Raw genomic sequence first — 20,948 nt, 5'->3', positions numbered from 1 at the left:
AGGGCATAAAAGTCTCTTTTTACTTAAATAATGTAATTTTTTGTTTACATTTTTTTTATTGTTTGATTTATGTATTATGTCACTTTATCCTTGTCCCATTACTAGCATATTTTCTATTTCACAAACCACGGGAGAGATGTTATGGTTGAGTTTTTTAAAAAATTGTTTAACCAGATAAAAGATATTTACAGCAAGCTCGACAATACAAAGAAAATAATTTTTGGCGTTGTTATTGGAGTGGTGGTAATATCCCTTGTTGTGCTCTTATCTATATCGAGCGGCAAGGCAGATATTGTCCTCTTTGCTGATCTCTCTTCAGAGGAGTTTGGTCAGGTTACAAAGAAGTTAGAGGAGAGCGGATATCACTATTCCACCTCTGGTACTACTACAATTTTTGTTAAACCAGAACAGAGAGAGATAATAATGACTCATCTTGCTCAGGAGGATATGATCCCTAAAGGTATTCCAGGATGGAAGTTATTTGATATATCAAAATGGACAGAAACAGATAAAGAACTGAATGTAAAGTATATGAGAGCCCTGAGGGATGAGATTAAGAGGCATATCGAATCATTAAAAAATATAGAAAAGGCAGATATTGAGATCGCCATTACAGAGGATGAACTCTTCACAGAGAAGGATAGTCAATATACTGCCGCTGTTTCCGTCTATTTAGCCAGTGGATATGATAAACTGAGCAACAAAGAGATAAAGGGCATAATGTATCTGGTATCTAGGGCTGTTGGCAGGAAACTAAAACCTGAAAATGTCACTGTAACTGATGAGCACGGTAAAATAATATCTGATTTTGATGATGAATTCGATCAGGCAAAGGCCGAATACACCCTTCTTGAATATAGAAGAAAAATTGAAGAAAAGGGCAGGGTTCAATTATTACGAGACATCAGGAAGGGATTGGAAAGGATATACTCACCTGACAGAATCCAGATAGTTAGACTCAATATGGATTTTAACTGGGACAGCATATCAGAAGAAAATGAAGAATATACTCCAATTGAGATGGAGCCAGATAATCCCACAACACCCTATTCGGAAAGGAAGGTAAAGGATTCCTTTATAATTTCTGAAAAGAGCACAAAAGAACATTTTCAGGGTCATGGATGGAATCCTGAGGGCCCTGCAGGCACAGAGGGCAATAAACCACCAGGATATAAGGCCAGCGATGACCAATACGCGAAATACGATAAGGATGAAAATGTTAGAAACTATTCTGTGAACAAAACGATGAGGAAGATTAAAAGAGATCCCTACGATATAGCCGCCATCTCTGTTGCAATAGCGATTGATGGATATCAGGAACTTCCAAGAAAAGCAGACGGCAATTATGATTATAATCCCACAAAAAAAATTATTCAGAAACCTCTAACCAAACAGGAATTAAAGCAGGGAGAAAATATTGTTAAAAAGGCCATCAATTACAATGAGGCAAGGGGAGATCAAGTCGCAGTTGAGAATATTATGTTCGATAGGTCAAAACAATGGAATAGACTGAGAGAAGAATTCATTAAAAAGGAACGGTTGAGAAAGATGCTAATAGCCGCGCTACTGGGAGTGTTAGCGCTCTTCGTTGGCGTAGTTATGTTTCGAGCAATAAATAAAGAGTTAGCAAGAAGAAGGAGAATAAAAGAAGAACAGATTGCTCTAGAGCAGCAGAGGATGAGGGAAGCAGCTCTTCGGGCCGCTGAGGAAGAGGGCGTTGAGGTTGAACTCTCCCTCGAGGAAAAAGCCAGATTGGAACTCCAGGAAAATGCTGTTAATCTAGCACGCGAGAGGCCTGATGATGTGGCTCGACTCTTAAAGACATGGCTTGCTGAAGAATAGAATTGTAATTCAGATGGAAGTCTATCTTTTTTCCTTTGACATCTAAACATTATTGATTATATTATTGTTTTAAAGGGGAGGGAAATACTCATCTCTTGACTTTGACTTCAATATATCTATAACGATAAGTTACTATAAGCTATTACCCCTTTTTTATATCCCAGTAGACTAAGCTATCACCTGTGGGTAATTGCAATGCCATAAATAAAGATAATATGTGAGGAATTAGAATGCTTCAATCCAAGAAGTCACAACTTTCCGGAAGGCAAAAAGCAGCCGTCTTTCTTGTGTCTCTTGGTTCAGATGTCTCCTCTGAGATATTCAAACATCTCAGGGAGGATGAGATTGAACAGCTTACTTTTGAGATAGCCAGACTGGATAAGATAGAGCCTGATGACAAAGACAGGGTTTTGATGGAATTTCAAGAGATGATGATGGCTCAGGAATTTATCGCATCTGGCGGTATTGATTATGCACGAGAGGTTCTGGAAAGAGCCCTTGGAACACAAAAAGCAATAGATATTGTCAACAGATTAACCTCTTCACTCCAGGTAAGACCCTTTGATTTTATCCGAAGGACTGACCCAAGCCATCTATTGAACTTTATCCAGGGAGAGCATCCACAGACAATAGCATTGATCCTTGCTTATCTCGATCCAAATAAGGCGGCTCTGATCCTTTCCGGCCTAAATCACCAGATTCAGGCAGATGTCGCAAGACGAATTGCTACAATGGACAGGACATCACCTGACGTACTTAGAGAGGTGGAGAGGGTTCTTGAAAGGAAGCTCTCAACCCTTGCGAGCGAAGATTATACCTCTGCCGGCGGTATTGAGGCGATTGTTGAGGTACTCAACCAGGTGGATAGGGGTACCGAAAAGATAATTATAGAGGCGCTGGAAGAAGAGGATCCAGAACTTGCAGAAGAGATTAAAAAAAGGATGTTTATTTTTGAGGATATTGTGCTCTTGGATGACAGGTCAATCCAAAAGGTTCTAAGAGAGGTCGATACTCAAGATTTAGCAAAAGCCCTTAAGGGTGTTGATACAGAAGTTCAGGAAAAGATATATAGAAATATGTCAAAGAGAGCCGCAACATTGCTGAGGGAGGACATGGATTTTATGGGTCCTATACGAATCAGGGATGTGGAAGAGGCCCAGCAGAAGATAGTAAATATAATAAGAAAACTTGAAGAAGCCGGAGAAATCATAGTAGCACGAGCTGGCGAGGAGGAGTTGGTTGTCTAAACTTGTTTTTAAACCAAATGAAGTTCAATATAATCAGATAACAAAGCAGATTGAACTTCCTGAAATGTATCAAAAAAATGTGCTCACTGATGAGGAGTATAAGGAATTTGAGGTAGATGAAGACGGCAATCCCCTTGATGTATATCAAGGCCCCTCAGTGGAAGAGATGGAGGCAGAGCTTGAGCAATACAGGAGGGAAACTGAAGAAGAAGTTCGAAGGATGATTGAGGAGGCCAAGGAAGAGGCAAAGAGTATAGAGGAAAGGGGCAAGGTTGCCGCCTTTAATGAGCTTCAAAATGCGAAGGAGCAGATAAAGGGAGAGAAGGAAAAATTAAAGATTGAATCCGATCAGGAAATTGAGCGTGGGAAATATGAAGCGGAGAAGATGATCAAGGAAGCGGAACTTAAGGTTTCCGAAATCGAGCATGAGGCATATAAGAAGGGCTATGAGGCAGGACGCGAAGAGGGATATAATGAGGGCCAGGCTGAGGTGATGAGGTTAATAGACAGATTAGGCACAATTGTCGCTACTGCTGTTGATATACGAGACGAAATTATCCGATCATCAGAAAAACTAATGACAGAAATGATTCTTATGATAGCAAGAAAGGTAATTAAAGATGAGATCGTTGAGAGGAGGGAGGTTGTAATCAACAATATTAAAGAATCGATAATGAGGATAAAGGATAGGGACAGAATTGATATAAGGGTCAACTTCGCTGATCTTGATATGACCACTGCACATAAGGATGAATTGATTAAGATGATGGAATCCCTGAAGAAGGTAAACATATACGAGGATTCCAGAGTAGATAGAGGAGGCTGCATTATAGAAACGGATGTAGGGGCAATCGATGCCAGAATATCTACTCAACTTGATGCAATAGAAGAATCTATACGCAGTGTAGGTTCAGCATAGATTATTAAACAAATAGGTATAAGAGAATGATTAGAATCCTCCCTCATGAAAGGGTAGATATACTCTCGAAATATAAAGATATAATTGAAGAGGTTGATGTCCTTCAATTTACTGGGAAAGTGGAAAGGGTAGTTGGTCTCACCATTGAGTCTAATGGACCTGTTGTTAAACATGGCGAACTCTGCAAGATAAGGCTTGAAGGGAATCAGTACCTTTTAGCCGAGGTTGTGGGATTCAATAAGAACAGGATTGTCCTGATGCCTGTAGGCGAGATGAATGGGGTTATAGCCGGGGCTGATGTAATCTCAGTAGGATCATCTCTAATGGTTCCAGTAGGTGAAGAACTATTAGGAAGAATCATAAATGGCATTGGCAAACCACTCGATGGAAAGGGAGATATATTAACAAAACAAAGATATCCAGCCCAAGGAAAGACGACAAATCCCTTAGAAAGAACCCTAATAAATGAACCATTATCAGTGGGGATTAGATCAATTGACGGTTTTATTACTGCTGGCAAGGGGCAGAGAATGGGTATCTTCTCTGGTTCTGGAGTTGGGAAATCAGTTCTACTCGGTATGATCGCCAGGAACACTGCTGCTGATGTGAATGTAATTGCCCTTATTGGTGAGCGAGGACGTGAAGTTAGAAATTTTGTTGAGATGGAGCTTGGCCCTGAGGCTTTGGAGCGCTCAGTTGTTGTAGTAGCGACCTCTGATGAGCCTCCAATGCTACGCCTAAGGGGAGCCTTCCTAGCACACGCTATTGCTGAATATTTCAGGGATCAGGGTAATGATGTCAACCTATTGATGGACTCTGTAACCAGGTTCGCCTTGGCCCAAAGAGAGGTCGGATTAGCCTCAGGGGAGCCAACAGCAACCAGGGGATATCCCCCATCAGTTTTCTCTATTCTTCCCAAACTCCTTGAGAGGGCGGGCACGCGGGAACAGGGGGGAAGCATTACTGGGTTTTATGCCATCCTAGTTGAGGCTGATGATATGAATGAACCTATTTCTGATGCTGTCAGGGGAATTCTGGATGGACATATCGTTCTGGATCGAAATCTTGCGCATAAAGGGCATTACCCAGCTATTGATGTTCTTTCCTCCATTTCGAGATGCATGAAAGATGTTGTGGAACCTACTCATCTAAGAGCCTCCAATCAATTTAGAGAGTTCCTAGCCGCATATAGGGATGCTGAAGATCTCATAAATCTTGGGGCCTATGCCAAGGGATCAAATCCTCAGGTTGATAGGGCTATCGATATGATGGATGAGATGAACAGCTTTCTGAGGCAAGAGATATTTGAAAAAGACACCTATGAAAACATTACAAGTCGACTCAAGGCTCTGTTTACAAAAGATAAAATTGACATCTCCCAAAAGGAACCAAGAACCCCGATCCCATATTTTACGCATACGACAAGGCGATAAATAAGATAGACTATCAACAAAAATATAATGCTCACAGATTAAAAACGCTTATTTTTATTTTGATATCTTAAAAAATATATGTTAAATGAAAAGATTTGAGTTTAAACTCCAAAGGCTTTTAGACTTACGAATTGCTGAAGAGAAAGAAATTCAGAGAAAACTAGCAGAACTTATAAGCAGTCAAAATGCCGAGAGATTGAGACAAGAGGAATATAGACAAAGGGTATCTTCTGAAAGAATAAAATTTAGTGATAAACTCAAGAATGAAGTGTATACCTATAATGATATTATGAATTTTCAAAGATTTAAGGATTCTTCTTTTACGATTATCAAATCCTTAAATGAGAGGATAAATAGCTATAATCCTGAGATACAAAGGATAAGGGATCAACTCAATGAGGCATCGAAGAAACGAAAGGTTGTTGAACATCTTAGAGATAAGAGATGGAAGGAGTATCTCATTGATTTAAATAGAGAGATAATAAAGGAAAATGATGATTCCAATCAAAAGCTATATTCAAGAAGAGGGACTGAGGGTGAAATAACAAGGAGGATCTAATATGACAGAGGGAATGAACATTGTATTAAATAGAATAACTGAGATTAGAAAAAAATTTATTTCTATGAGACATAATATTGCCGATAATATCACTAAGTCGCAAAGGTTTGACAATAAGGCAAAAGAAAATTTTCAAATTAAGCAGACAAACAATGATACTTCTATCCCTGAAATCAAGAAGACAGCGAATGAAATTGCTAGAATAAATAGGGTTCCCCCATCCCTTGTCAACGCTGTTATCGAAGCTGAGTCTGGTTACAGACCCAACGCTGTCTCAAATAAAGGGGCACTTGGACTAATGCAACTCATGCCTAGTGTTATTAAGAATATTGGAATATCAAACCCCTTTGACATCCAAGAAAATATAAAGGGTGGAGTAACTATCCTAAAAGGACTTTTAGAAAAATATGATGGGGATTACAAGAAAGCCCTTGCAGCCTACAATGCTGGAGAAAAAGCTGTTGATGACAATAATGGTATTCCGCCATATAAGGAGACTAAGGAGTATATACAAAAGGTAATAAATGCCTATTTGAAAAATGCACAATGAAATACTGTCAATAATTGCTAAATCAGGACTAATGAAGCGATAAAGTTGTAAATAATATGCATTAAATGCAGGGCATAGTCAATTAGATAAGGGATAGGGATAAAGAGATGAATAATGTATCCGAAAGAGCGAAGATATTCTATCTACTAATGATTATAATATTTGTATTTATGGCTGGATTTTTCTGGCTTGATTATATAGGGCTAATAAACTTAAATAAAGAGCTACAACAATATTACAAAAGAGAGATACCACTTGTAATAGATTCTGATGATGACGAACCATCACTTATAGAGCGTGAGGAATTCAATAAAGAGAAAAAGAAATTATTGGAAAGGATTGATGAGTTGGATAAGCGGGAGGCGGAAATATTAGAGAAAGAAAAGAAAATAGCAAAAGAGAGAGAAGAGCTTGAAGAGATTAGGAATGGTTTAGATATTGAGAAGAAAAGACAGGAAGAGGCCAAGAAGAGATATTCCGGATATAGCAAGAATGTAATTGACCTTGCGCAAAAGATTGCGAGCATGAGACCGGATGAAGCTGTCCAAATAATGATAAAATGGGAAGAACCTCTATTAATTGATGTGCTGCGACAGATGGATATTAATGCTGAGGAGGCTGGGCAGATCAGCATTACATCTTATCTGATTTCACTCATGCCGCGGGAAAAAGCCAGCCAGATTATGTACTTGATGACTCAAATTTAGTAGCAAAGCATGTTCTATTCACTTTATCCCCATCAAAAGATGAGATAATCCCTTAATTAGTTGCTAGTATTTAATCCCGCGGTTTGGTGTTACCTATGTGTACGCTTTATTGATATTAGACAACGAATGGATATCACTCAAATCATAGCATTTGAGCAATCAGGTAATTCCTGAGATATACTCGCTCTTATGGCCTCCAGTATAAACCTCCGCTAGCGCTAATTACTTCTCCGGTTAAATAACTTGAATCCTCAGAAACCAGGAATGCTACGATGCTTGCCATCTCTTCAGGTTTTGCTCCCCGTCCTAAGACACTCATCTTTGCCATTGCATCGAGCATTTCAGGGGAATATATCCTCTCAAGAAATGGATTGGGGACAAAGCCCGGGGCAAGACAATTTGCTCGTACACCATGCTGAGCATACTCTGCAGCCGTAACCCTAGTAAAAGCCATAATACCTGCCTTAGCTGAACAGTATGAGCATTCGCCCACTGGAGAACCGACATAACCATCAACAGAGGCGATATTAACGATATTTCCGCCCTTTTGGCTAATCATAGTTGGGAGTACAGATTTTGTGCATAAGAATGTCCCCTTTAGGCAAACATTTATAACTAAATCCCAATTCTCCTCTGTGGTCTCTACAATCGGGGCAAGCACTTCCCTACCCGCATTATTTACCAAAATATCAATTCTCCCAAAAGCTTCTAATGTCTCTTTAGTCATATTTTCTACCTGATCGCTTTTAGACACATCACAAATAACGCCTATTGCCTTATGCCCATCTGACTTAAGAGACTCAGTAACCTCCTTTGTCCTCCTTTCATGTGTATCGACAACTACAATGTTAGCGCCATCCTGTGCCAATCTTCGGACAATCGCTTGGCCGATACCCGCCCCAGCCGATGCTGTTACAATTGCCACCTTTCCATCTAATCCCATTGTTACTACCTCCCTTAATTTTTAGAAAATTCTCCTGTAAAATGCTGAAGATAAGACCATTGACATCAACGCTGCTTAAGCTATATTCAAATTATCCCAATGATATTCTGAGCATTTAATAACAGAGTTCAACTAATAACTCACTCAAAATCCGCTGCTGGAATGCAGACTCTTTTCTTAGCCTCAAGGTCCTTACCAACTCAAGACTTATTTTAGTTCTGATAATCAATAATTATCATTTATGTGAATGTCAAGAATAATGATAAAATATTAATAAAAATATATACCTATTCAAAAATCTGAAGTAGGTTATGCTATCCCCCAACCAATAGTAAGGCTCATCGCAACCTTGGTGTATTTACAATAGGTATGTAATATGACAGAGTTCACTTTTTTAGTTGATTTTTTTTGAACTGCAATCAATCATAGTCCCATCTTGCTAATATAGATATTTTGAGAGGATGTATGTATATTTTAAGGAGGATCTAATGATTGATTTTGAAATAGCACCACTGACAAAAGAAATCATTAAAATGGAGCGTGATTTTGCCCAGAAAGAGATTAGGCCCCATGATCGCTATTATGATGAATATGAACATGAACACGATGATGTTAAAGAAGAAATAATCGAAAAGATCAGACAAAACGCCGCGGTAATCCAAGCAAAGATGCAATCTGGTGAAAAACCTGCTGAAGGCGGTGGAATAACAATGGCAATGATGAGTGAAGCACGCGCATGGGGGAGTGCTTATATTGGTAGGGAGGCTTCTCGCATGGGACTTGGGAATGCCGCCATTAATGCTGTAGCCACACCTGAACAGAGGGAACGCTTTGGAAATATGTTTGCCGCTATGGCTATTACCGAGCCTGGGTGTGGTTCAGACTCCGCTGCCATCACAACAACTGCAAAACTTGATACAGAAACTAATGAATGGATTATCAATGGAGAAAAAATTTTTGTTACATCAGGACATCACTGCGATGCTGTGGTTGTCTGGGCAACACTTGACCGCAATCAAGGCAGACCAGCTATAAAGAGCTTTGTGGTAGAAAAATTCAGGAAAGGGATGAACATTGTAAAACGCGAAAAAAAACTCGGTATCCGAGTCTCAGATACCATGGCCATTGTGTTTGAGGATTGTCGAATACCCTATGATAATATCCTGGGTAGTCCTGAGATCAAACAAAAGGGTGGATTTAAGGGTGTAATGAAAACCTTTGATATGACACGTCCGGTTGTTGGCGCTATGGCTCTTGGTGTGGCTCAAGCAGCACTGGAATTCACAGAAGAGAAGTTAAGGGAGGAGGGATTTACCTTCCCCTATGATCGCAACCTGTATGAATTAAACGCGGTTCAAAAGACAGTCCTAGACATGGAGGCTAATCTCGAGGCAGCCCGTCTTCTTGTATGGAAATCTGCTGCCATGCTCGACAAGGGAGAGAGGAATAGCCTTGAGGCTTCCTGTGCCAAAGCCAAAGCAGGGCGGTCAGCAACACTTGTAACCCAAAAGTGTGTGGAACTTTTAGGGCCACTGGGCTATTCCCGAGAATGGTTGGTAGAAAAATGGATGAGAGATTCAAAGATAACTGATCTCTTCGAGGGAACAGGACAGATTCAGATGCTGGTTATCGCCCGCAACATACTTGGATTTTCCCGTAATCAACTAAAATAATTCATTCATGCTTCAGAATATCCAGATTTACATATTTTAAATAATTATGTACATTATTATTTTTACTTCTATTATAATGTCTTATTCATTGCATATAAAAAGTCTGGGAATGGATTGTTGAAGATTATACATTTCGAAGCACTGCATGGATTACTACTAATTGTATTGACATTTTACAAATTATGGTTCCATTTCCTTCTTTCATGAAAATCTAAAAAGTCAACTACTACCATTGGATTAACTGTTCCTCTGAAAGGTATAATCCCTTAAATATGCATTAGATCAAAAAGTTGAGCAACAAATGAATGAAACCATCACTATGAGTGGTGGTTTTCAAGACTTAAATCAATAATACTAATTTCTTCACCTAAAAGTGAGGTTTTTCCTATCAGTTTGAAATAATAATTATAGAGCATATTCCGATAAAGTGCTTTAGGTAAAATAGAAATATAGATCCATTGATTCCAATAGAGGAGTAATAATGAAAGTAAGCAAGATAGTAGTAACAGTGGAAGAAGCAACAGATATAATTCTTAACTCAATAATACAACTTAAGGGGGAGAGGGTTTCAATCCTTGATGCTACTAAAAGAGTATTATTTGAGGATATTATATCAAGTATTAATATCCCGCTACTTGACAATTCCGCTATGGATGGATATGCGATAATAGCAGCTGATACAATTGGCTCTAATCGGGAAAGACCGGTTAAGTTGCCTGTGCTTGGAGAAGTACAGGCAGGAGGGGATCATCAAGGTATAAGGATTTCCAGTGGTTCCGTAATTAGAATTATGACAGGGGCTCCTATACCGAAGAGCGCTGATGCTGTGGTGCAATTTGAGGACACCTGTGAAGAGGATGGCATAGTAAGTATCTATAGAGAGGTTAAAAAGGGCGAAAACATAAGGCTTGCTGGCGAAGATATCAGAAAGGGTGGTCTCATCCTTCAAAGCGGCCACCTATTGAGATCAGCTGATATCGGTATATTGGCCTCCCTGAATTATCAAGAGGTAATGCTATATAGAAGACCTGAGGTTGCTATCATCTCAACTGGTGATGAAATTGTAGACATCGGAGAAGTGCTTCATCCTGGGCAGATAAGAAACAGCAACTCATATACATTATATTCAGAGATTAAAAGATATAACACAATCCCACATTACTTGGGAATTGCACGGGATGATATAGATGAAACAAAGGAAAAATTAAACCAGGCCTTTAAATATGATGTAATAATAACCACCGGTGGGGTTTCGATGGGGAGATACGACTTTGTAAAGGATGTGATGATTGATCTTGGAGTGGATATTAAATTTGAATCAATCAGGATGAAGCCAGGGAAGCCCTGCATCTTCGGAATAAAGGGTCATAAACTCTTCTTTGGTCTACCAGGTAACCCCGTCTCCACTATGATCTCCTTTTACCAGTTTGTTAGACCCGCTATTTTGAAGCTGATGGGGGCTGAAAGGATAAATATACCCACTGTCAATGCAATCCTTGAAGAGGGTATTAGGAAAAAGCCGGATAGAGTAAATTTTATCAGGGGTCATTTTACTATAAATGACGGAGAATTGTATGTAAAGACAACAGGTTCTCAAGGATCAGGCATACTAAGTTCAATGAGTAGGGCAAATTGCATCATCCTCCTCCCAATCGGCATTGAAGGGGTTCATGCTGGAGAAAGGGTATCTATTCAGCTCATTCATCACGAGGAGATAGAATGAATCACAAAAAAGGTATTCTACTCTATTCCGGAGGATTGGACAGCCTTCTGGCAGCGAGGATACTTATGGAACAAAATATTCTACTCACTGGAATACACTTTGTCTCTCCCTTTACCCCAAAGACCAGCAACCTGGAAGAGAGCTATCCTTCTCTATTAGCTAAGAGTATTGGATTACCTCTGAGGTTCTATCATTGTAATAGTGAGTATATGGAAATAGTTAAAGATCCTCCCCATGGTCATGGGAAAAATATGAATCCCTGTATCGATTGTAAAATATATTTTCTAAAAAAGGCTAAAGATATGATGAAGGAGACAAATGCCTTCTTTGTAGCCACAGGGGAGGTGGTTGGTCAAAGGCCAATGTCGCAGATGAAACACATGCTGAATCATATTGAGAAGGAGAGTGGTCTTAGAGGATATCTATTGAGGCCACTCTCTGCAAGGCTCTTAAGACCAACAATACCTGAGATGGAGGGAATGATAGACAGAAATAAGCTTTTATCAATCAATGGGCGCTCCAGGAGGTATCAGATGGAATTAGCGGACAAATATAATATATCTGATTACTCCTCTCCATCTGGAGGATGTCTCTTAACTGATATGAATATATCTAGAAGATTAAAAGACCTCTTCAATTATTGTACAGATTATACTATGACCGATGTATACCTACTAACAGTAGGCCGGCATTACAGACTGCATGCATCCGCGAAATTAATTGTCTCAAGAAACGAAAGAGAGAACTTTGCACTTGAACAATATATGAATGAAGCAGATTATTTTGTTGCACCGGAGTTTAAGGGGCCCTTAATGTTTGTTAAGGGAAGATTATCTAGCGATGATTTGGCTTCCTTGGGATGCATAGCCAGGAGATATGGCAGATCCCCAGAAAATACTTGGGGGATAAAGATATTTCAAAAAAACTCTAATCCATCTACAATCTATGCAACAGGTAGTATAGAAGAGATATTACTAAAAAAAATGAGAATCTGAATGAAACATTATACTGTCGCTATCAGTTTTTATATATTATCATCAGAAGGCTACTTTTAAGCGTTATAAATTTAGTGTAAATATTTCTTGACACTACCCTCTCTATAATCAATAGAGAATAATAGTAAAAAATAGGGTTAAAATTATATTCATTATATCTATAGGGATTAAACGTATTATTAATCTTGATCAATTAACGGTTTTACTTTTATTTGATAGGATTTTATCATGAGAAGTATATATCTAATTATATTATTATTCTTTTTGTTAATACAGCATGTATATCCTGAAGGGCTGATGGGATTGGAAGCATTTGGTATGAAAACCAATAATGTATCTGAGAATCTTTCTGAATCAATTGCAAATAACATTAAGACGAAATTGATATGCACTGGGAGATATAGGGCTATTGAAAAATCTCAAATTGAGTTGATCCTTAATGAAGGTACATTTTATCCGACAAGATGTCTTGATATCCAATATAATCTAAATATTGGGAAGCAGCTATACGCAAAGATGATTCAGTTTGAGAATGTAGAAAAAGATGGCAGGATTTTAATTATTACTAACAGTATATATGATAATAGAGAATCAAATGATTATAGCTTGAATGAAGGATCGTTATTAGAAGATATGATCGAAGAGGATATTGATTCAATTGCTTGCGAACTGATTGCACAATTAGATGGGGTCAAGAATAATGATTCTTCAAATAAGGGAATGCTAACTGTAAAAGATGTTGAATTAGACAATGTATTGGGCGCATTTATAGAGTCTGCTATTCCTGGTCTTACACAAATGCTACATGGAGATTATTTTAGCAAGTTGGAAGGGACGCTATTTATGCTCGGTACCCTTCCATTCACTTACTTTACTTATATAAATTATTTCGCGATAACCAAAGATGAGATAAATGAATATTCAACCCTGATTCCTGATAAATCAAAAGGTCCTTCCCATAATGAAGTTGGTATAGATTGACACACCTTTTTATAGTAAAGTCTTCCATATTACAGCAACCAACTGAATGACTTTTTCAAGAAATCATTTGCTTCCTCTCTTATCCAAATACCATGGGAAATAATGATTTTTTCCAATCTTCCTTGAATATGCATTAAATTATTATCCTATGCATAAATACAAAATTGATCTTATTTCAGATAACTTATAGATACAGTGAATACTCTACCATCTCATCATCCCTACAGGATAATTACACGTACACTCAGGGGGGTATGATATGATAAATTTCAAATCTTATGTTAACCGGTCAGGGCATCTATCCAGGTTCAATATCCTTTATGGGCAAACCTGCGAAGGCTTGTGCAATGGACATCCACTGTGCAGCAACATCTCCATTGGTTACAATAGCGGTTTTGCTGACAGGTCGCCGTTGAGTCACAACCAAACAGAAATCCTCCACAGGTCCTTGAACTGTATTCTTACTATCCTCCGGCCCCCATGTCCATAGCTCGTTATCTGGACTCTTAAGCTCAACACGAACCGATGCATCTGGGACTTCAAGACCATTATTCGAGAAACTAAATCCAAATGTACGCACACCTATATGAGCTACATGATACAACCGATTGGTCTGTTCACGCTTTATTCCTAAGGCATCAACAACATCCTGTCCATGTGCCCAGGTCTCCATAATACGCGCTGTTGCAAAGGTTTTGGCACTCATGGGTGGTCCATACCATGGAATTCGCGATTTGGGTTCCAGGGGTCTAAGGGCTGCGAGAAGGCTTCTACGCTCCTCCCTCCACCACTCCAGAAGCTTTTCTATGGTCATATTCCTACCAATACCTCGAGGCTTCTTATCAAAGGCCTTTGGATCTCTCATTATCTCTTCAATATGTTTATTAAATCCCTCAGGATCTGTAGCAGCCAGCCTTGCTGTGCTGTCAAAAAAGGCTAAATGGCTGATCTCATCTCTAACAGTCCATTCCAAAAATGGTGTAAGGGTGTGCCAGCCCGCATCATCAAGATCTTTGACAATGTCATCTAGCGAATTATACTCATTCGATAAATCATTACATATCTCTTCCATCAATACCTCCGCGTAATTATATCAATCCTCCTGAAGCTCTTTAAGATCCTTATATAGCTCAAGCGCCTCAGGATTTTTTAGTGCATCCCTGTTTAACACCTCTTCCCCATGAATAACATTCCTCACAGCCATTTCAACCTTCTTCAGGTTTATAGTGTAAGGAATATCATCTATCTTAATTATCTTCGCTGGTACATGGCGAGGAGTTGTGTTCTGCCGAATAGTTTTTTTTATTTTATTCTTTAATTCATCAGTAAGGCCAATCCCTTCTTCAAGCATTACAAAAAGGATTACTCTAAGATCATCCTTCCAATTCTGACCTATAACGAGACTATCGGTTACCTCATCAAAGTTTTCGACCTGCCTGTATATCTCAGCAGTGCCTATCCGCACACCACCAGGATTGAGGGTTGCATCTGACCTACCATAAATAATAACGCCATTATGCTCGGTTATCTCAATAAAATCGCCATGTCTCCAGACATTGGGGTAGACGTCAAAATAGGCCTTATGATACTTCTCGCCATTCTGATCATTCCAGAAATAAGTCGGCATCGATGGGAAGGGAGCTGTGCAAACTAGTTCCCCTTTCTCTTGAGTAACAGGCTTACCCATATCATTGAATGCCTCAACCTTCATTGCAAGAGTTCTGCATTGCAGTTCTCCGGAATAGACAGGTCCCATAGGATTACCAGCAGCGAAGCAACCATTAAGGTCTGTTCCTCCAGATATGGAGGAGAGGCAGATATCGCTTTTAATATGATTGTAGACATATTCAAAGCCATCTGATGTCAGTGGAGATCCTGTTGATAGCAGCGCCTTGAGAGCGCTGAGATCATACTCACTACAGGGCTGGATACTCTCCTTGCTTAAAGCTGATATATATTTTGCGCTTGTCCCGAATATTGTCATCTTCTCATCCTGCGCAAGCTGAAATAGAACACCAGGATTTGGATAGAATGGAGATCCATCAAAGAGGATTATTAAAGCCCCTATAGAAAGGCTGCTCACTAGCCAATTCCACATCATCCAACCGCACGTAGTAAAATAGAATATTCGATCTTCTCGCTTGAGATCAGTATGCAGCATCAGTTCCTTCATATGATGTATTAGAATGCCGCCACCGCCCTGTACCATGCACTTGGGAAGTCCGGTTGTGCCAGAAGAATACATTATATACAATGGATGTTCAAAGGGCAACTGTTCAAACGTGACATCAAGGCCATTCTCTTTAGAAATAAAATCTCTGTAATGCACTGCGCTTGGAATGCTGCTGATGTCGGATTCACTATCAGTATATGGAACGACTACCACCCTTTCGATTGAAGGTAAATCCTTTATGATACTCGCTATTTTATCTATTGAATCAAATTTCTTGCCATTATAATGATAACCATTGGCTGTAAATATTAACTTTGGCTCTATCTGCCCAAAACGATCAAGCACACCCCTGATCCCGAAATCTGGCGAACAGGAGGACCAGAGCGCTCCGATGCTGGCCGCTGCCAACATAGCTATAATAGTCTCAGGCATGTTTGGCATAAAGCCTACTACCCTATCACCTGTAACAATTCCCATCTCCCTCATCGATTTTGCCAACCTGGCAACCCTATCATACAACTCCTTATAGGTTATCCTGATAGGTTCATCTGCCTCTCCCTTAAATATCAGGGCAATGTGGTCATCCCGATATCGCAACAGGTTTTCTGCAAAATTCAATTTTGAGCCAACAAACCACCTGGCTCCGGGCATCTTATGCCCATCTATCAAAACATCATCATAGGTTTTTGAATGAATTATATCTAAAAAATCCCAAAGCGATCTCCAGAAACATGTAATATTGTTGATTGACCATTGGTATAAATCTTCATATTCCACAAAACTCTTATCATATCTCTTATTAATATAATTCAAAAATTTAAACATATTCGTACCCTTTATTCTATCCTCAGAGGGCTGCCAAATCGGTTCTCCCATTTTGTGAACTCCTTTAATATATTTCAATACCGGAAATAAAATCGTTAGATTATCAAATCAGTTGAACTGTAAAAGTCAAGAAATAACAGTATCTGAGTAAATAATTTTTATAATACCCTTTCAAAGGTATTGCATACTCGCTATTGGAAGGGAATGATGTCATCAATATAACATTTAATCGCATTACATTGTTATGCATGCAATGCGAAATGAAGATACAATTTACACCATCTTTTAAATTGTGAGGCATTATTTTTCTAAATCTTTAATATTCATTGAGATATATATTACTCATGAATTTAATCTATTCCTGAGAAAAATTGTTGATATTGGGCAAAAAAATAATATCTGATATGAGTATAATAATAACTTATTGAATTTTGATGGATTAAATATAGGCAATCATTCATGATTGATCTCAAAAAAATTGTGTCTTTGTTTTTTATAAATCTATTTTAATGTTTATAATTTTAATGCAAGGTGTATAATTTATTCTATTAATTATGCTAAAGTTTTAAACCCTTGGAGGAATATGTATGTTTTATCAAAATAAGTGTACATTTTGTGGTGAGTGTTTTGACAAATGTCAATATGTTACATTTGATATTGATAAATCTATTGAGCAAATGAGAGAGATAGTAAATGGAAATGTGGCTGAAATCGTAACAGAATGCATAACATGTGGGGCATGTAATCATTACTGTCCAGAAGATGCAAATCCTTTTGATCTCATCAATGAAATCCAGGAGAGAACCAACTGCTTAGAAATACCGGAAGAATCATTACTAATGATGGGATCTGCATCCCAAATGCCAAGCGAGATCATTAAGGGAGAACCGAATAAACCATTGATATCACTTTGTGCAGTTGGCGACATTATCCCTGGGCTATTTGACGGGGCTATTTTTGAAGGAATGAACTTTGTCAAGGGTGGTGATTACTTCTGTCGAATTGGATTCAATCATTTAGGAATAGAGAGTCCGGTAAGGGATGGCGCTTCCCGTTTTATTGAGAATCTATCTTCCCTCGGACATGATGAGATAATCTTCTTTCATGATGATTGTTATGCCTTGCTAAATTACAAGGCAAAGGAATATGGAATTGATATACCCTTTAAATTTGTTCACATTATCGAGTTTCTTCGGGATTATGTTAAATCTAATTTTGAGAAAATAAATCCAATAAATATGAAGATCGCTTATCAACAACCATGCGCTTCATGGTGTTCAATGGAAAAGGATACAATCCTGGATGATTTCTTTTCATTGGTAGGAGCGACACGCCTACCACGGAAGTATGATAAAGAACTCGGTTCCTGTTGTGGATCACCATATATGCCTAGAGATAGAGAAAAGGGAAGGGCTGTTAGGAATAGAAACATAAAAGATGCAAAAGAATATGGTGCAGAATCTATTGTATATCTATGCCCGATCTGTTATATGAGCATGAAGAAGGGGGCTTCAGAAAATAATATGCGCTCTCTTCACCTTATCCACCTTGCTAAAATAGCTATTGGAGAAGAGATTCCAATTTAAGTTGTATACTATACCTTGTCTAATAAAATCAAAATCATGCATATAGTAAATCTTTCAGTGGATTAGGTATTTACTCCTTAATAGATTTAGATTGTTTATAGGGTTAATATTGATAGAGATATTATAATGAATCATATTAAGAAAGCAACAATTAAGGATTTTACCACTGTCAAGGAGTTGAATACTCATTTAAAAATCGATATTAAGAATTTTTATTGGAATTCAGATCATTATATTAAATCTGCTATTAATGAACAGAGATGTTATGTTATAAAAGTAAAGAGTGTGATCAAGGGCGCAGTTGTTTTAGAAGATGGAAAATCTGAAAACAATAGTAAGCGATGTTTGAAGATTGGTACAATAGTCGTAGCTCCCAAATTCAGAAGAGAGGGATTGGGTACTAGGCTCGTTGAGTTTGTTAAAAGGATTGCCTATAAAGATAATAAAAGATTAAGGGTTGAGTCCTTTTATGAATATGGAAGACTTCACTTCTATAAAGAACTTGGTTTTAAAGAAGACATTCCAGGTATGTATGAGGGGAAGCCTTATTACGTCCTATTCTTTAATCCGAGAAACATCCCTGATTTCCCAGAAATGAAAAGGATTGGTATTGAGGATAGACTGGAATACATTTCATACCTGCAGACACTACCTGTTGTTCCAAGCGATGTTACTTTTGAAAATATATTTGTTTTTGACAGCCCATCAAGACAGATCTATCTCAGTTTAATGAATGACAATGTAGTTGTCTTTACTAAAAGTGATGAAGACTATAGTATATATCCAATAATTGGGGTGAATAAAATATCGGAAACAGTATTGGAGTGCCTTGATTGGTTGCATGATAAGACAAATAACGGCAGGTTTACCTGTGTCCCATGCAATATAGCAGATGACATTGAATCACGGATCAAGGACAAATTAAATTTTATCAAAGATAGAGATAATTATGATTATTTGTATGATCCAAAGACTCTCATTTATTTCAATTCCCCAGGGCTTCAAAAGCAGAGACAAAATCTAAAAAAATTTTTGGGAAAAAATCCTGAGTTAAAAATCATTAATCCATCAATGATCAAGGAGGTTCTTAGCTTTCAGAATCATTGGATGATAAATTACTTGGCAAGAATGAAGAGAGATTCACTCCTTTCTGATGTCATTATTAGAGAAAACGAGGCAATCAGAAAAGCTCTGACACACTTTATTCCACTAGATGTAAATATCGGAGGGATTTATTTGGATGGGGTGTTACAGGGCTTTACAATAGTTGAGATATTTAAAAGAACTGCCTATGTCCATTTTGAAAAAGCATCCAGGAAAAGGGGGGCCTATCAAGCCCTGATACATCTATTTGGTCAAGCAGTGCTGCAGGAATATGTCGATTGTATAAACAGAGAGCAGGATTTGGGCATTCCAGGATTAAGGGCAATGAAAAAAAAATACAATCCAATCAATTATATAGAAAAATGCGATATAACCCTTCGATAATGGGCTGCATGGATCTCAATTTTAATGTAAGGATTCAAACAATCCTGCTATAGGAAGTAGGATATCGGAGTGTCAGTTATTATCTTTACTATTACAATTTTACATTAACAAATCTTTCTTAATTTATACGAGGAATGCAACTGAGGAATATTCTATTTCTTTATGGTGTCGATTAATTTTATTCTCCATATGGACAATTCAGGCACCTTCATCTTTGAACCATCGTTGAATTTAATTCTCCAATATCTTTTTTTATAACCTTGGTAATCTCTAGCAGTGAAAATTTTCTCAAGCTGAACCTTGACTACATTTTGATCAATATATTCAATCTGCAATGGTTTGCCAATGAGAAATTGTTCTAATGACATCTCACTACCCAACATATGCCAATTTCTCCAATCCTTTTGAATATATATATAATCATATCCTGGATGCTTATCAAAATTACCTTTTTTCCCTTTTGAGGTATAAGCCGGGGCTCTTTTGCGGACCTTCCTCTTTGAAGCATATTTTGATCTGTTATATTTCTTTTTCCTCTTCGAGTATTTTCTTTTTGTTGCCTTTTTATTTCTCTTTGACACAGTTGCTTTGACTAGCCCATACCATTTGCCTTTCTTCCATTTACCTGTGCGTGTTTTGCCGCTAGCGTAGGTATATGTCCCTTGACCATCCATCTTATCATCTTCCCATTCCCCAGAATATTTTTGCCCCTTCTTCTTCCCTTTAGTCCAGGACATTATACCATATCCATTCTTCTTCCCATCAATCCAATCGCCAGCGTATCTTCTGCCATCTGCATAGGTATATCTACCAAGACCGTTCATCTTGTCATCCATCCATTCGCCTTGATATTTCTCACCCTTTCTAATCCCAGAGGCCCATGACATGGTACCATGTCCATGCCTCATCCCTTCTTCCCATTGACCAGAATAGGTATTTCCATCTGCATAGGTGTAGGTGCCCTCTCCATCCATTTTACCATCCTTCCATTGACCTATATATTTCTCACCCTTTCTAGCCCCTGTAGCCCAGGTCATGGTTCCAACACCATCTCGCTTGCCATCCTTCCAATTACCAGTATAGGTACTTCCATCCGCATAGGTGTAGGTGCCCTCCCCATCCATCTTGCCATCCTTCCATTGGCCTGCATACTTCTCACCCTTCCGAGCCCCTGTAGCCCAACTCATGGTTCCAACACCATCTCGCTTGCCATCCTTCCAATTACCAGTATAGGTACTTCCATCCGCATAGGTGTAGGTGCCCTCCCCATCCATCTTGCCATCCTTCCATTGGCCTGCATACTT

At 38.5% G+C, this 20,948-nt stretch carries 17 protein-coding genes; 13 read left to right on the top strand and 4 right to left on the bottom strand.

Annotated features, from left to right (window positions below; all coding sequences use genetic code 11):
* The first annotated feature begins 141 nt into the window (after positions 1 to 141).
* From fliF to SVZ03_01155, 7 genes are all read left to right on the top strand, one after another.
* Positions 142 to 1,842, top strand: a complete 1,701-nt coding sequence (gene fliF / locus SVZ03_01185; GenBank protein MDY6932818.1) for a flagellar basal-body MS-ring/collar protein FliF — start codon at positions 142 to 144, stop codon at positions 1,840 to 1,842.
* A gap of 230 nt (positions 1,843 to 2,072) precedes the next feature.
* Positions 2,073 to 3,089, top strand: a complete 1,017-nt coding sequence (gene fliG / locus SVZ03_01180) for a flagellar motor switch protein FliG (protein MDY6932817.1) — start codon at positions 2,073 to 2,075, stop codon at positions 3,087 to 3,089.
* A complete protein-coding gene (gene fliH / locus SVZ03_01175) occupies positions 3,082 to 4,008 on the top strand; it encodes a flagellar assembly protein FliH (GenBank protein MDY6932816.1) in 927 nt (308 codons plus the stop codon). The genes fliG and fliH overlap by 8 nt, the downstream gene beginning before the upstream one ends.
* A 26-nt stretch (positions 4,009 to 4,034) precedes the next feature.
* Complete coding sequence (locus SVZ03_01170; protein ID MDY6932815.1) at positions 4,035 to 5,441, top strand: FliI/YscN family ATPase; 1,407 nt, start codon at positions 4,035 to 4,037, stop codon at positions 5,439 to 5,441.
* A gap of 85 nt (positions 5,442 to 5,526) precedes the next feature.
* Positions 5,527 to 6,000 (top strand): flagellar FliJ family protein, encoded by a 474-nt coding sequence (locus SVZ03_01165; GenBank protein MDY6932814.1) that lies wholly within the window; start codon positions 5,527 to 5,529, stop codon positions 5,998 to 6,000.
* Position 6,001: 1 nt separating this feature from the next.
* Entirely contained in the window at positions 6,002 to 6,550 is a 549-nt protein-coding gene (locus SVZ03_01160) for a lytic transglycosylase domain-containing protein (protein ID MDY6932813.1), read from the top strand.
* 107 nt (positions 6,551 to 6,657) lie between these two features.
* The gene (locus SVZ03_01155; protein MDY6932812.1) at positions 6,658 to 7,257 is read left to right on the top strand and encodes a hypothetical protein; all 600 of its coding nucleotides are present in this window, start codon (positions 6,658 to 6,660) and stop codon (positions 7,255 to 7,257) included.
* A 187-nt stretch (positions 7,258 to 7,444) separates the two neighbouring features.
* Here the strand turns inward: SVZ03_01155 and SVZ03_01150 are convergent, their stop codons facing one another.
* Positions 7,445 to 8,200 (bottom strand): SDR family oxidoreductase, encoded by a 756-nt coding sequence (locus SVZ03_01150; protein ID MDY6932811.1) that lies wholly within the window; start codon positions 8,198 to 8,200, stop codon positions 7,445 to 7,447.
* 488 nt (positions 8,201 to 8,688) lie between these two features.
* On the opposite strand from SVZ03_01150, the gene SVZ03_01145 reads away from it, so the two are divergent.
* From SVZ03_01145 to SVZ03_01130, 4 genes are all read left to right on the top strand, one after another.
* The gene (locus SVZ03_01145; GenBank protein ID MDY6932810.1) at positions 8,689 to 9,873 is read left to right on the top strand and encodes an acyl-CoA dehydrogenase family protein; all 1,185 of its coding nucleotides are present in this window, start codon (positions 8,689 to 8,691) and stop codon (positions 9,871 to 9,873) included.
* Between the two features lie 481 nt (positions 9,874 to 10,354).
* The gene (locus SVZ03_01140) at positions 10,355 to 11,596 is read left to right on the top strand and encodes a molybdopterin molybdotransferase MoeA (GenBank protein ID MDY6932809.1); all 1,242 of its coding nucleotides are present in this window, start codon (positions 10,355 to 10,357) and stop codon (positions 11,594 to 11,596) included.
* Positions 11,593 to 12,591: a hypothetical protein gene (locus SVZ03_01135; GenBank protein MDY6932808.1), complete on the top strand. Its 999-nt coding sequence runs from the start codon at positions 11,593 to 11,595 to the stop codon at positions 12,589 to 12,591. Before SVZ03_01140 ends, SVZ03_01135 begins: the two co-directional genes overlap by 4 nt.
* Before the next feature lie 228 nt (positions 12,592 to 12,819).
* Positions 12,820 to 13,572, top strand: coding sequence for a hypothetical protein (locus tag SVZ03_01130; protein MDY6932807.1), 753 nt, complete (start codon positions 12,820 to 12,822; stop codon positions 13,570 to 13,572).
* Positions 13,573 to 13,870: 298 nt separating this feature from the next.
* On the opposite strand, the gene SVZ03_01125 is transcribed toward SVZ03_01130, so the two are convergent.
* Entirely contained in the window at positions 13,871 to 14,644 is a 774-nt protein-coding gene (locus tag SVZ03_01125; protein ID MDY6932806.1) for a TIGR03084 family metal-binding protein, read from the bottom strand.
* 21 nt (positions 14,645 to 14,665) lie between these two features.
* Positions 14,666 to 16,621, bottom strand: coding sequence for an acetoacetate--CoA ligase (locus SVZ03_01120; GenBank protein ID MDY6932805.1), 1,956 nt, complete (start codon positions 16,619 to 16,621; stop codon positions 14,666 to 14,668).
* A 536-nt stretch (positions 16,622 to 17,157) separates the two neighbouring features.
* On the opposite strand from SVZ03_01120, the gene SVZ03_01115 reads away from it, so the two are divergent.
* A complete protein-coding gene (locus SVZ03_01115) occupies positions 17,158 to 18,156 on the top strand; it encodes a (Fe-S)-binding protein (GenBank protein ID MDY6932804.1) in 999 nt (332 codons plus the stop codon).
* 126 nt (positions 18,157 to 18,282) lie between these two features.
* Positions 18,283 to 19,644: a GNAT family N-acetyltransferase gene (locus SVZ03_01110; GenBank protein ID MDY6932803.1), complete on the top strand. Its 1,362-nt coding sequence runs from the start codon at positions 18,283 to 18,285 to the stop codon at positions 19,642 to 19,644.
* A 152-nt stretch (positions 19,645 to 19,796) separates the two neighbouring features.
* Here the strand turns inward: SVZ03_01110 and SVZ03_01105 are convergent.
* Positions 19,797 to 20,948: hypothetical protein (locus SVZ03_01105; GenBank protein ID MDY6932802.1), on the bottom strand; the 1,152-nt coding region annotated here is incomplete at its 5' end.

The sequence above is a fragment of the Spirochaetota bacterium genome (assembly GCA_034190085.1).
Classification (GTDB): domain Bacteria; phylum Spirochaetota; class UBA4802; order UBA4802; family JAFGDQ01; genus JAXHTS01.
Note: the sequence above shows the minus strand (reverse complement) of the source record. Positions and strands in the feature narration are given on the sequence as shown.

Coding starts and splice junctions, on each gene's coding strand:
- SVZ03_01155 (MDY6932812.1), top strand. CDS start 6,658: ATGAATAATGTATCCGAAAGAGCGAAGATATTCTATCTACTAATGATT.
- SVZ03_01135 (MDY6932808.1), top strand. CDS start 11,593: ATGAATCACAAAAAAGGTATTCTACTCTATTCCGGAGGATTGGACAGC.
- fliG (MDY6932817.1), top strand. CDS start 2,073: ATGCTTCAATCCAAGAAGTCACAACTTTCCGGAAGGCAAAAAGCAGCC.
- SVZ03_01165 (MDY6932814.1), top strand. CDS start 5,527: ATGAAAAGATTTGAGTTTAAACTCCAAAGGCTTTTAGACTTACGAATT.
- SVZ03_01125 (MDY6932806.1), bottom strand. CDS start 14,644: ATGGAAGAGATATGTAATGATTTATCGAATGAGTATAATTCGCTAGAT.
- SVZ03_01130 (MDY6932807.1), top strand. CDS start 12,820: ATGAGAAGTATATATCTAATTATATTATTATTCTTTTTGTTAATACAG.
- SVZ03_01145 (MDY6932810.1), top strand. CDS start 8,689: ATGATTGATTTTGAAATAGCACCACTGACAAAAGAAATCATTAAAATG.
- SVZ03_01160 (MDY6932813.1), top strand. CDS start 6,002: ATGACAGAGGGAATGAACATTGTATTAAATAGAATAACTGAGATTAGA.
- SVZ03_01115 (MDY6932804.1), top strand. CDS start 17,158: ATGTTTTATCAAAATAAGTGTACATTTTGTGGTGAGTGTTTTGACAAA.
- SVZ03_01150 (MDY6932811.1), bottom strand. CDS start 8,200: ATGGGATTAGATGGAAAGGTGGCAATTGTAACAGCATCGGCTGGGGCG.
- SVZ03_01110 (MDY6932803.1), top strand. CDS start 18,283: ATGAATCATATTAAGAAAGCAACAATTAAGGATTTTACCACTGTCAAG.
- SVZ03_01170 (MDY6932815.1), top strand. CDS start 4,035: ATGATTAGAATCCTCCCTCATGAAAGGGTAGATATACTCTCGAAATAT.
- SVZ03_01140 (MDY6932809.1), top strand. CDS start 10,355: ATGAAAGTAAGCAAGATAGTAGTAACAGTGGAAGAAGCAACAGATATA.
- SVZ03_01120 (MDY6932805.1), bottom strand. CDS start 16,621: ATGGGAGAACCGATTTGGCAGCCCTCTGAGGATAGAATAAAGGGTACG.
- fliF (MDY6932818.1), top strand. CDS start 142: ATGGTTGAGTTTTTTAAAAAATTGTTTAACCAGATAAAAGATATTTAC.